This window comes from Roseixanthobacter pseudopolyaromaticivorans, assembly GCF_043195145.2.
Lineage (GTDB): Bacteria > Pseudomonadota > Alphaproteobacteria > Rhizobiales > Xanthobacteraceae > NCEH01.
Genome location: NZ_CM195539.1, coordinates 2013660 through 2026185 on the forward strand (window position 1 = coordinate 2013660; position 12526 = coordinate 2026185).

A 12526-nucleotide genomic window follows, 5' to 3' on the forward strand; every position below is an offset into this window, starting at 1 on the left:
ACTTTGCGCTTTCAAGCCCGATGTTCTCGGCATGAACCGGCGTCTTCGGACCAGATCTGGACTAGAGATATGAGCATTCGCGAATTCATCGACCGTGAGGTCAAGGACAACGACGTGGTCGTGTTCATGAAGGGCACACCGCAGTTTCCCATGTGCGGCTTTTCCGGCCAGGTGGTGCAGATCCTGGACCATGTGGGCGTCGCCTATAAGGGCATCAATGTCCTGGAATCCGACGAGCTGCGCCAGGGCATCAAGGACTATGCGAGCTGGCCGACCATTCCCCAGATCTATGTGAAGGGCGAATTCCTCGGCGGCTGCGACATCGTCCGCGAGATGTTCCAGGCGGGCGAGCTGATCCCGCTGTTCGAGGAAAAGGGCGTGCCCGTACGCGATCGCGCCCTTGGCTGATTTCGCTGTTCCAAAGGTGGAAATGAAAATGCCCGGGGCTGACCCGGGCATTTTTGTTTTCGGGGTTCGGAGTTGCCCGTCGCTCCTCAGGCGTGGCCGAACACGCGCTTGAAGATCGTATCGGCATGCTTGAGGTGGTAGCCGAGATCGAACTTCTCGTTAATGTCGTCCTCGCTCAGATACTTGCGCACGTCTTCGTCGTTCAGCAGGAACGTGCGGAAATCGCCTTCGCCGCGCCACACGCGCATCGCGTTGCGCTGGACGAGGCGATAGCTGTCCTCGCGGCTCGCGCCCTTCTGGGTGAGGGCCAGCAGAACCCGCTGGGAATGGATGAGGCCGCCGAGCTTATCCATGTTCTTCTGCATGTTGTCGGCATGCACCACCAGCTTGTCCACAACGCCGGCAAGACGGGCGAGGGCGAAGTCCAACGTCACGGTCGCGTCCGGGCCGATCATGCGCTCCACGGAAGAATGCGAGATGTCGCGCTCGTGCCAGAGCGCCACATTCTCCATGGCCGGGAGCGCATAGGCGCGCACCATGCGCGCAAGGCCGGTGAGGTTTTCGGTGAGCACCGGATTGCGCTTGTGGGGCATGGCCGAGGAGCCCTTCTGGGCCTCGGAGAAATATTCCTCCGCTTCCAGCACTTCGGTGCGCTGGAGATGGCGGATTTCAGTGGCCAGCCGCTCCACCGAAGAGGCGATCACGCCAAGCGTGGCGAAGAACATGGCGTGCCGGTCGCGCGGGATCACCTGGGTGGAGACGGTCTCCACGCTCAGCCCCATCTTGGCCGCGACATGCTCCTCCACGCGCGGATCGATATGGGCGAAGGTGCCCACCGCGCCGGAAATGGCGCAGGTCGCGATCTCCGCGCGCGCCGCCACCAGCCGCACGCGGGCGCGCTGGAATTCGGCATGGGCGATGGCCAGCTTGATGCCGAAGGTGGTCGGCTCGGCATGGATGCCGTGCGAGCGGCCGACGGTGGGGGTCAGCTTGTGCTCGAACGCACGCCGCTCAAGCACCGCCAGCAAATGGTCGATGTCGGCGATCAGCAGGTCCGAGGCGCGCGCCAGCTGCACCGCGAGGCAGGTGTCCAGCACGTCGGAGGAGGTCATCCCCTGGTGCACGAAGCGCGCCTCGGGACCGACGATCTCGGAGAGATGGGTCAGGAAGGCGATCACGTCGTGCTTCACTTCGCGCTCGATGGCGTCGATGCGGTCCACGTCGAATTCGGCGTCCCGGCCCAGTTCCCAGATCTTGGCGGCGGCTTCCTTCGGCACGATGCCAAGCTCCGCCATGGCATCGGCGGCATGGGCCTCGATCTCGAACCAGATGCGGAACCGTGCTTCGGGGGACCAGAGGCTGGCCATTTCCGGGCGGCTGTAGCGGGGGATCATCGCGACGCTCTTTTCATTATCGGCAAGGCGAGCCCTGTATCAGATCAAGGCCGCTTTCGGTAGCGCCGCCGACGCTGCCTATATGTGCGCATTTGCATGACGCAGGCTGCGGCGGGCTGGCTTCAAGCCGCAATGCCGGATAAGACGCGGCCCACAGGCGGGGTATCGTTTCGGCCGCGCCTTCCCGCAACGGCTCTGCGGGGTTAGGTTGGGAGGCGTCCGAGGACGCCGATGCCCGGAGAACATGAGTGCTGTACGTGTCCACGCGCGGCGAGGCGCCGCCATTGTCCTTCGCCGATGCCTTGCTGGCGGGCCTTGCCCGTGACGGCGGCCTCTATGTGCCGGAAACCTGGCCCACGATATCCGCGGAGGAGATCGCCGAGCTCGCCGGGCGGCCCTATGCCGAAGTGGCCCGCAGAATCATTTCTCCCTTCGTCGCCGGGGCGATTCCCCAGCAGGCCCTCGACCTCATGATCGAGGATGCGTACCGCCATTTCCGCCATCCGGCGACCACGCCCCTGGTCCAGATTGGACCGAACCGGTTCGTGCTGGAGCTGTTCCACGGCCCGACCCTGGCGTTCAAGGACGTGGCCATGCAGCTGCTGTCGCGGCTCATGGACCATGTGCTATCCGCCCGTGGCGCGCGGGCGACCATCGTCGGCGCCACCTCGGGCGACACCGGCAGCGCCGCCATTGAGGCGTTCCGCCATTCCGATGCGGTGGATGTGTTCATCCTCTATCCCCATGGCCGCGTGTCGGAGGTGCAGCGCCGCCAGATGACCGGCGTCGGCGCGCACAACGTGCATGCGATCGCGGTGGAAGGCACGTTCGACGATTGCCAGGCCCTGGTGAAGGGCATGTTCAACCATCACGGCTTCCGCGACCGCATGGCGCTGGCGGGCGTGAATTCCATCAATTGGGCGCGCATTGTCGCTCAGGTGGTCTATTATTTCTACGCCGCCACGGCCCTCGGCGCCCCGGCGCGTGAGGTTTCGTTTGTCGTGCCGACCGGCAATTTCGGCGACATCCTGGCCGGCTGGGTCGCCAAGCGCATGGGCTTGCCGATCCGCGATCTCACCATCGCCACCAATGTGAACGACATCCTCGCCCGCACGCTTGAGAGCGGGCGCTATGAGGTGCGCGGCGTGCAGCCGTCCTCCTCGCCCTCCATGGACATCCAGATCTCGTCGAATTTCGAGCGCGTCCTGTTCGAGGCGCTCAACCGGGATTCGGCCGCCCTGCGTCAATTGATGGCTTCGCTGACCCAGTCCGGCGCCTTCACCTTGCCGCGCGAGGCGATGGCCACCATCTGCGGGGAATTCTCCGCCGGCCGGGCGGACGAGCCGGAAACGCTCGCCACGATCACCCGCATCTATCGCGAGGCCGACTATGTGGTGGATCCTCACACCGCTGTCGCGCTCGCGGTTGCTGGGAAGGTGGAACACAATCCCCGCGTCCCGCAGGTGATCCTTTCCACAGCCCATCCGGCCAAGTTCCCGGACGTGGTGGAAGCCGCCACCGGCAAGCGCCCCGCGCTGCCCCCGCATATGGCGGACCTGATGACCCGCAAGGAGAAGACCACCATTTTGCCGAATGATCTCGCGGCCATCGAAAGCTTCATCTCCAGCCATTCCCGCATCACCTCGGGCGCGGCCGCATGAGCGTCACGCGGACCACGCTGGATAACGGAATCACCGTCATCTCCGATCCGATGCCGCATCTCGGCACGGTGTCGCTCGGCATCTGGGTCGGGGCAGGGGCTCGCGATGAGCAGGAGAACGAGCACGGCATCTCCCATCTGCTCGAGCACATGGCGTTCAAAGGCACGCGCCGGCGCTCCGCGCGGCGCATCGCCGAGGAAATCGAGCAGGTGGGTGGCGATATCAATGCCGCCACCTCCGTCGAGCACACGTCCTATAATGTGCGTGTCCTGGGCGAGGATCTCGGGCTCGGGCTCGATATCCTCGCTGACATCCTCACCGAGCCGGCCTTCGCGCCGGACGAGCTGGTGCGCGAGCAGAATGTGATCGTGCAGGAGATCGGCGCTGTGCAGGACACGCCGGATGATCTCGTGTTCGATCTGTTCCAGGAGCGCGCCTTTCCCGGACAGGCCATCGGGCGTTCCATTCTGGGGACGCCGGAGACGGTGCGCGGCTTCAACCCAAGCGCGCTCGGCACCTATCTGGAGCGCAGCTATCGCGGCCCGCGCATGGTCGTGTCTGCTTCGGGCGCCGTGGATCACGACCATCTGGTGCGCGAGGCGACCGAGCGACTGCGCACCATAGGCTCCGCGCAAAAGCCGGCGACGCCACTTGCAGCCTATGGCGGCGGCACGGTGCTCACGCCGCGCGATCTGGAGCAGGTGCATATCGTGCTGGGGCTGGAGGGGCGCGCCTATACCGACCCCGGCTATCATGCACTTCAGGTTCTGACGAATGTGCTGGGCGGGGGCATGTCCTCGCGCCTGTTCCAGGAAGTGCGCGAAACGCGCGGCCTGTGTTATTCGATTTATGCCTTTCATTGGGCCTATGCGGACACGGGCCTGTTCGGTATTTACGCGGGCACCGACGAGGGCGATGTCGGTGAACTGACCGATGTGGTGATCGATCAACTGCTCGCGTTGGCGGACGGCGCCACCGAAGTCGAAGTGAACCGCGCTAAGGCCCAGATGAAGGTCGGCGTGCTGACCGCGCAGGAAAGCTCCGGCGCGCGGGCGGATCAGGCGGCGCGGCAGATCCTCGGGTTCGACCGGATCATCCCGGTGGAAGAAATCGTCGCCAAGGTTGAAGCCGTCACGGTGGAGAGCGTGCGCGCGAGCGCGCGGGACCTCCTGGCCAATGCGCGCCCAACCTTATCGGCGATCGGGCCGGGGAAGGGGCTTGAACCGGCTGCGCGGGTGATGGAACGTTTGACGATGCGGTGACGCGCGTCATTCCTCGCTGTGGCGGGATCGGGCATGTGGTTGTTCAGTTCTGTCTTCGAGCAAAGCGCGTTGCCATCCATCATGGGCGACGGCGTATATCTGCGCGTGCCGCAGATGAAAGACTTTGCAAGCTGGCAGGCCCTGCGGGAGGAAAGCCGCGACTTCCTCACCCCCTGGGAGCCGCTCTGGCCCCTGGACGATCTGACGAAGAGCGCCTTTCGCCGCCGGCTGCGCCGCTACGCGCGGGACATGCAGCGCGATGAAGCCTACCCGCTCTTCATCTTTCGCACCGCCGACGATGCGCTCCTCGGCGGGCTCACTCTGTCGAACGTACGGCGCGGCGTGTGCCAGGCCGCGAGCCTCGGCTATTGGATGGGTGCGCGGCACGCGGGGCAGGGCTATATGAAGGCGGCGGTGGCGGCCGTGGTGCCCGTGGCGTTCGATGTGCTGCATCTGCGCCGCATTGAGGCGGCGTGCATGACGAACAATTCCGCCTCCATCAATCTTCTTCGCCGATCCGGGTTCGTACGCGAAGGCTTCGCCCGCGAATATCTTTGCATCAACGGCACCTGGGAAGACCATTTCCTGTTCGCCCGCCTGCGGAGCGACGAGGCGGCGCTGACACCCTTTCAGGTGACGCAGGTGACGCCCCTGCGCGCGGTGGAGCCGACCCGAACGTCTCAATAGCCGTCGGCGGACAGGCCAATAGCCGCTGGGTGTGCGTCAGTTCGCGGGAAGAGCCACAGCGGCGGGCTTGGCCAATTGCTCGATCACCGAGCGCACCGCGGCTTCCCCGGAGCCGCGTGCCCGCACCGCGTCCAGCAGCGGCTGGGCGGCGCCGGACCGGCGAATGAGGCTTTGGGGGTCGATCATCACATTGGGGCTGGTCCAGGGGCCCTGAACGAGGAAGGGCAGATCGAACGCCAGCTTGTCGCCGCTGGTGCCGGCCGCCGGCAAAAGCCCGGCCTGACCGTGTAGATCCAGATCCCGCAGAATCACCGAGACGGTGCCGGTGACGTTGACACGCACCTGTTTGGCTTCGAGCCGGCCCTCATCCACATAGGCGGTGCCCTTGGCGATGGTCAGCTTCGCGGATAGTGCGTCAAAGGCGGTTCGGCCGCCGCGCAAGTCGCCCCCGGCCGAAAGCGGACGCTGCTCGATGCGCTTGAGCGCCTGTGCCACGTCCAGCCCGACCACCGCGCCGGCCTTGCCCGAGAGCGCGATCCGGCCCTGCAGGCTCTGGGCGATCTCGAAAATGCTGTTGCCCGATCCCTCCAGCAGCAGCTGAAGATCGCCCTTGCCCTCCAGCTTGCGCAAGCCGGCGAGGTCATCGAGCGCCTGATCCAGCGCGACATCCATGGCATCGCCTTCCAGATGGACCAGGATGCCGTCGGCGCTATCGGGGCGCGGTGCAAGGGCCAGGGAGGCGCGCACGGCCCCGCCCCAGGCCTGAACATTGCCCAGCGCCAGAACCAGGCGACCCGCGCGCAAGGTGGCGCTGGTGGCGACGCGCTCAAAGGTGCGGTCCTCGGTGCGCACCGTTCCGGCGGACAGGCGCAGGTCCACGTCGATCGCCTTGAGGCCGTCCGTTGAAAGCGTGCCCCGATCCCAATTGGTGCCGCCCTCGTCGGTCAGCACCAGTCGCCCGTAAGGCGTCACGTTCAGGCTGTCTGCGGCGAACGTGCCTTGAACCGAAGGGCGGGGGCCATCGAGCTTGACCGAGAGCGCGCCCTCGCTGCGATTGCCATCCAGCTCCGCATTGGCGGGCGTGAGGGAGATTTCGCGACGGCTCGCGGAAACCTTGCCGGAAAATGAGAAATGGCCGAACCCGCCAGAGGTGGGCGCCGGCATCTCGACCCAGTCCAGCAGGCCGCGTAGCGCATTGGTCTCGCCGGAGGCATCGCCGAGCAAGGTCGGCGCCTCTCCGCCTGCGGCGAGCCCACGGAACCGCACCCAGGACGTTCCGGTGGAAAGATCGACGCGGCTCTCGCTCGCCTGGCCGGCGAGAAAGGCGGCCGCATCGGCAATGGAGATGCGGCCGTCGACCTGCCGGTCGCGCCAGGTGAAGCCGAGCGTGAGTGCCAGGGCATTGCCGCCCGAGGACCGCTCAAGCGACGCATCGATATCGCTGATCAGTTCCTGCGTGAGGCCCTCTGCGTTGCGCATGGCGATCGTGCCGCCGCGCAGGCGCAGTTCGGGCACATCGGCCGAGCCCACCAACGGACTGAGCCGCAGGGCGTGCGGGAGGCGCTTGCCCGTGACCAGCAGGGTCGGGCGCAGCAATGTGATGTCGGCGACTTCCATCCGTCCGAACAGCAGTGGCAATAAACGCAGCCGGGCGACCGCGCCTTCGGCATCAAAAGAGGCGCCATCGTCGAGCGCCACCGCGAACTTGCCGAGAATCAGTCGAGGCGAGGGCAGGAGGGCCACGCCAGGTTCGCTGGTGCCGATATCTTCGTCGGCATTGGCGATCTGCGCGACGCGTCCGGTCGCGCGCAACAAGGCATCGCTCGCGAGGCGCCGCACTTCATTGGCGGGCACCAGCGCGGGAACGAGAACCATGGCGGCCACACATACGGCTGCGAGCACACATGCGGTCGCGGCCAGAATCAAAATCAACCGCCGGGCCGTTGCACCGAAATTCACCACGTATTCATCCGGTCTTCGGGTTTGGGACTGGGCTCGTGCCGCACCGAGCCGGAAGCTTCTATCACTTCTCCCAGGAAGCGGGGACATTCTTCGGGGTCTGTGTCGGTTTGATGGCTGTGGCGCTCAATTCACCCGCTAGCAGAGGCCTTGGCCAGGGGTTATGTCTTAGGCGGTACCGCCGCCGTGGCACGTGGTGGCCAAGTCAGGGAGGGCATCGTGACTCAAAGAGAACATATGCTGTGGAAACCGGATGCCGAGCGCATCGCTCGCACCCATGTCACGGCACTGATCGGCGCGGTCAACAGCAAGCACGGCCAGTCTCTCGCGTCCTATGCCGACCTGCATGCCTGGAGCATCGCGAACCCGGCCGACTTCTGGGACGTGGTGTGGGACGATTGCGCCGTGATCGGCGAAAAAGGCGTCGAACGCTTGGTCGACGGCGACAAGATGCCGGGCGCCCAGTTCTTTCCGGATGCAAAGCTGAATTTCGCCGAGAACCTGCTCCGCAAGCAGGGCGCGGAGACGGCGCTGATATTCCGTGGCGAGGACAAGGTGAAAAAGCGCCTGTCCTTCGACGAATTGCATGCCTTGACCTCGCGCATTCAGCAGGCGCTGAAGGCCGAAGGGGTCGGCGTGGGCGACCGGGTCGCGGCGATGATGCCGAACATGCCCGAAACGATCGCGATCATGCTCGCGGTCACCTCGCTGGGCGCGATCTTCTCCTCCTGTTCGCCCGATTTCGGCGAGCGCGGGGTGCTGGATCGCTTCGGCCAGATCGAGCCGAAGGTGTTCTTCGCCTGCGACGGCTATTGGTATAACGGCAAGCGGGTGGATATCGGCGACAAGCTGGTGCAGGTGGCGACCGGGCTGCCGACCGCCCACAAGATCGTCATCGTTCCCTATCTGGAATGCGCCGACGAGGTCGCCGCCAAGCTGCCGCGCGCGGCCACCTTCCCGGCCTTCATTGCGCCGTTCACGGCGGCTGCAGTCACTTTCGAGCGCGTTCCCTTCAACCACCCAGTGTACATCGCCTTCTCCTCCGGCACGACGGGCGTGCCAAAGTGCATCGTCCACGGGGTAGGCGGGACTTTGCTCCAGCATCTCAAGGAGCACCGCTATCAGTGCGATTCGAACGCCGGTGACCGGCTGTTCTATTTCAGCACTTGCGGCTGGATGATGTGGAACTGGTTGGTATCCGGGCTCGGCATCGGCGCGACCCTGTGCCTGTTCGATGGTTCTCCCTTCGCCCCGACGCCCCAGGTGCTGTTCGATTATGCCCAGGATGAAAAGTTCACGTTGTTCGGCACCTCGGCCAAATATATCGACTCGCTCCACAAGGAAGGCCTGCGTCCCTGCGACACCCATGACCTTTCGTCGGTGAAGCTGATCACGTCCACCGGCTCGCCGCTGGCGCCCGAGGGCTTCGAATACGTCTATGAGGCCATCAAGAAGGACGTGCATCTGGCCTCCATCTCCGGCGGCACGGACATCATCTCCTGCTTCGTGCTGGGCGATCCGACGGCGCCCGTGTGGGCCGGCGAGATCCAGGCGGCCGGCCTCGGCATGGCGGTGGACGTGTGGTCGGAGGAGGGCGTGCCGGTGCGCCAGGAGCGTGGCGAACTGGTCTGTACCAAGCCTTTCCCCTCCATGCCCGTGAAGTTCTGGAACGACCCGGAGGGCGCGAAGTATCACGCCGCCTATTTCGAGCGTTTCCCGAACATCTGGTGCCATGGCGACTTCGCCATGTGGACCGAGCACGGCGGCATCATCATCCTCGGCCGCTCCGACGCCACGCTGAACCCGCAGGGCGTGCGCATCGGTACTGCGGAAATCTATGCCCAGGTCGAGCAGATCTCCGAGGTGATGGAATCCGTCGCCATTGGCCAGGATTGGGACAATGACGTGCGCGTGGTGCTGTTCGTGCGGCTGCGCGAAGGCATCACGCTGGACGATGCCCTGGTCAGCCGCATCAAGAGCCAGATCCGCACCGGCGCCAGCCCGCGCCACGTGCCCGCGAAGGTGGTGCAGGTGGATGACATTCCCCGCACCCGCTCCGGCAAGATCACCGAGCTTGCGGTGCGTGAGATCGTCCACGGGCGGCCGGTGAAGAACACGGACGCTCTCGCAAACCCCGAGGCCCTGTTCCAGTATCAGGATCTGCAGAGCCTGCGCAGCTGAGACCCTGCGCAAGTAAGAATGGGCGTGTCGTGGGCGATCCCCGCGGCACGCCTTTTTGCTAAAGATCGGCTCGCCGCGTCGCGCGCGTCCTCAGCGCGGATCGGACGCCGGGCTCGGGCTCACGGGGCTGCGGCTGGTCGAGGTCGGCACGCCGGCCCGCGAGATCCGCGCCAGCAGAATCACCGGCGCCAGTCCCACCAACACGATCAGCAACGCCGCCAGCGCCCCATCCTCGTAGGTACTGCGGGCCGCTTCCGCATAGATATGCGTCGCCAGCGTCTCGACGCCGAGGGGGCGCAGCAGCAGCGTAGCCGGCAATTCCTTCATGCCGTCCACGAACACCATGAGCGCCGCGGTCGCGAGAGCCGGCCGCAGCAGCGGCAGATGGATGCGCCGCACGGTCGCCCGCTGCGAGCAGCCGAGGCTGCGGGCCGCCATGTCGAGATGCAGCGAAAGCTTGGAATAGCCCGCCTCCAGCCCGCCGATGGGGATGGTGAGGAAGCGGATGGCATAGGCAATCACCAGCGCCGCGCCGGAGCCCGAAATCAACAGGCCGGTGGACACGCCGAACAGGGATGTCATCGCCCGGTTCACCGCATTGTCGAATCCGGCGAGCGGCGTCAGCAGGCCAATGGCGAGCACCGTTCCCGGCACCGCATAGCCGAGGCCGGCGATGCGCGCGAACCAGACCGCCAGCGAAGAGCGCGTCAGCCTCTGGGCCATGGCGACCACCGAACCGAGCGTAAGCGCCACCAGCGTGCCGGAGAGGGCCAGCAGGGCGCTGTTGCGTGTTTCAATGAGAATGCCGCCGGAAAAACCACTGAATTCGATGCGCTGCGCGGCAGCAGTGCCGAGGTGCAACACAGGCACCACGAAACCCAGCAGGATCGGCAGGCAGCAAAACACCGTGGCGGTGATCCCGGCGCCCCCGGTCAGGCGCAGCGGTGATTGCGGGCGGGTGGAGCCGGTGGCGACATAGCGCGCGCCACGACGTGCCCAGCGCTCGGTAAGGATGACCGCGAGCACGAGCACCAGCATCACCAAAGCGATCTGCGCCGCGCCCGGCAGGTTCGCCCGGTTCACCCAGGTGGTGTAGATGGACACCGTCAGGGTCCGCATGCCGAGGAATTCGGAGGCGCCGATATCGCCCAAGGCTTCCAGCAGGACGAGGGTGACGCCGGCCACAATGGCCGGGCGCGCCAGGGGCAGGGCAATGCGCAAGATGGTGCGCATGCGGCTCGCCCCAAGGGTCCGCGCCACTTCCAGCGCCGCCGCAGACTGCACGATGAAGCTCGCGCGCGCGGAGAAGTAGACATAGGGGTACAGCACGCAGCTGAGCACGAAGATGCACCCGCCCACCGAGCGCACGTCTGGCAGATGCAGGCCGCGCGGGCTGGAAATGCCCAGCGCCCAGCGGATCGCGCTCTGCACGGGCCCAAGGGGGTGCAGCACGTCGAGATAGGAATAGGCGACGATGTAGCTCGGCACCGCCAGGGGAAGCAGCAGTGCCCAATCGAGTAGCTTGCGGCCGGGAAAATCGCAGGTCGCCACCAGCCAGGCGCACGGCACCGCCATGAGGATGGTCGCGACGCCCACACCGACCAGAAGCGTCAGCGTCTGCCCGAGCGCGACCGGAAGCACCGAATCGACGAGGTGTGGCCACAGATCCCCGGAGCCCTGAAGCGCAATCTCGACCAGCGCGACCACCGGCAGCAGAACGAATCCAGCCACGGCTCCAGCCCCAAGCAGAAGCCGGGACACCTTCGCGGTGCCCGGCAGCTTAAGGGATTTAGGGCCGGGCAGAGTCCCTGGTTTCTGCTCGAAGGTCGCGTCGCTCACAATCTTGCGTCGATCAATTGTCGAAGCCGACCTTGTCGATCAGCTCGCTGGCCTTCTTGCGCGCTTTGGCGATGTCCACGAGCGAGATGGAATCGACCTTCAGCGGGCCGAGCGCGCCGATGATGGGATCGACCTTGGCGCCGGCCAGGATCGGGTATTCCATGTTCTGCTGCGCATAGATGTGCTGCATGTCGGGCGAAACGGCGAATTCCAGCAGCTTGATGGCGTTGGCTTTGTTCGGCGCATTTTTGGCCACCGCCGCGCCGGAGACGTTCACATGGGTGCCTCCGCCCTCGAAGGTGGGCAGCACCACGTCGATGCCCTCGCCCCACTTCTTCTGTTCCGGCCCACCCATGCCCGAGCGCATGAGACCGACATAATAGGAATTGCCGACCGCGATGTCGCAGATGCCGCCGAGGATGTCGCGCGCGCCCTCGCGGTCGCCGCCGGTGGCCTTGCGGGCGAGATTGGCCTTGAGGCCGCGCAGCCATTCCTCGGTCTTCGCCTCACCGTGATGGACGATATAGGCGGCGGTCAGCGCGACATTGTAAGGGTGCTGGCCCGAGCGGATGCAGACCTTGCCCTTCCATTTGGGATCGGCGAGATCCTCATAGTGGAAGTCGGCCAGCTTCACGTCCTTCGCCTCATAGACCAGGCGGGCGCGCATGGAGAGGGCGTACCAGTTTCCCGCCGGATCGCGCAGATTGGCCGGCACGGCGGCGGTAAGGACTGCGGTTTCCACCGGCTGGGTGACGCCGGCGTCCACCACGTCCAGCAGATTGCCCACGTCCACGGTCATCAGCACGTCGGCGGGGGAGGCGGCGCCTTCCGCCTTCACGCGCTCGGCCAGCCCGTCCTTCACGAACACGCTGTTGACGGTGATGCCGGTGGCCTTGGTGAAGGCGTCGAACAGCGGCGCCGAAAGGCCGGGCTCGCGGGTCGTATAGACGTTCACCACTTCTTCGGCGGCCACGGGCGCGGCCGAGAGCACGGCCCAGCCGCAGGCGGCGAGAAGGAGCGGGGAGCAAACTTTCCTGGACATGGACACGCCTCACCAAGCGATGCGACAGCACGCGAGCTGCCAATCTCTGCTTGATCGCTAACGCGCCACCATACGCAACGTCAACGAAAGAGC

9 protein-coding genes are annotated in these 12526 nt (G+C 65.6%); 5 read left to right on the forward strand and 4 right to left on the reverse strand.

The genetic code is table 11. The features are described from left to right. Nucleotides 1–69: 69 nt before the first annotated feature. Nucleotides 70–408: a Grx4 family monothiol glutaredoxin gene (grxD, locus tag V5F68_RS09710; RefSeq protein WP_394012345.1), complete on the forward strand. Its 339-nt coding sequence runs from the start codon at nt 70–72 to the stop codon at nt 406–408. 86 nt (nt 409–494) lie between these two features. On the opposite strand, the gene purB is transcribed toward grxD, so the two are convergent. Continuing rightward, nucleotides 495–1802, reverse strand: coding sequence for an adenylosuccinate lyase (purB, locus tag V5F68_RS09715; protein WP_394012346.1), 1308 nt, complete (start codon nt 1800–1802; stop codon nt 495–497). Nucleotides 1803–2050: 248 nt separating this feature from the next. On the opposite strand from purB, the gene thrC reads away from it, so the two are divergent. The 3 genes from thrC to V5F68_RS09730 are packed head-to-tail and all read left to right on the forward strand — an operon-like array spanning nt 2051 to nt 5412. Then, complete coding sequence (gene thrC / locus V5F68_RS09720) at nt 2051–3463, forward strand: threonine synthase (RefSeq protein ID WP_394012347.1); 1413 nt, start codon at nt 2051–2053, stop codon at nt 3461–3463. Then, nucleotides 3460–4725: a M16 family metallopeptidase gene (locus V5F68_RS09725; RefSeq protein ID WP_394012348.1), complete on the forward strand. Its 1266-nt coding sequence runs from the start codon at nt 3460–3462 to the stop codon at nt 4723–4725. Before thrC ends, V5F68_RS09725 begins: the two co-directional genes overlap by 4 nt. A gap of 33 nt (nt 4726–4758) precedes the next feature. After that, nucleotides 4759–5412: a GNAT family N-acetyltransferase gene (locus tag V5F68_RS09730; RefSeq protein WP_394012349.1), complete on the forward strand. Its 654-nt coding sequence runs from the start codon at nt 4759–4761 to the stop codon at nt 5410–5412. A 36-nt stretch (nt 5413–5448) separates the two neighbouring features. On the opposite strand, the gene V5F68_RS09735 is transcribed toward V5F68_RS09730, so the two are convergent. Continuing rightward, complete coding sequence (locus tag V5F68_RS09735; RefSeq protein WP_394012350.1) at nt 5449–7287, reverse strand: AsmA family protein; 1839 nt, start codon at nt 7285–7287, stop codon at nt 5449–5451. 321 nt (nt 7288–7608) lie between these two features. Here V5F68_RS09735 and V5F68_RS09740 point away from each other — a divergent pair, with 321 nt between their 5' ends. Further along, entirely contained in the window at nt 7609–9552 is a 1944-nt protein-coding gene (locus tag V5F68_RS09740) for an acetoacetate--CoA ligase (RefSeq protein ID WP_394012351.1), read from the forward strand. Between the two features lie 90 nt (nt 9553–9642). Here the strand turns inward: V5F68_RS09740 and V5F68_RS09745 are convergent, their stop codons facing one another. Together V5F68_RS09745 and V5F68_RS09750 are read right to left on the reverse strand one after the other, a co-directional pair. Beyond that, complete coding sequence (locus V5F68_RS09745) at nt 9643–11283, reverse strand: ABC transporter permease (protein ID WP_394012352.1); 1641 nt, start codon at nt 11281–11283, stop codon at nt 9643–9645. Between the two features lie 121 nt (nt 11284–11404). Then, nucleotides 11405–12433 (reverse strand): extracellular solute-binding protein, encoded by a 1029-nt coding sequence (locus V5F68_RS09750; protein WP_394012353.1) that lies wholly within the window; start codon nt 12431–12433, stop codon nt 11405–11407. Between the last annotated feature and the right edge of the window lie 93 nt (nt 12434–12526).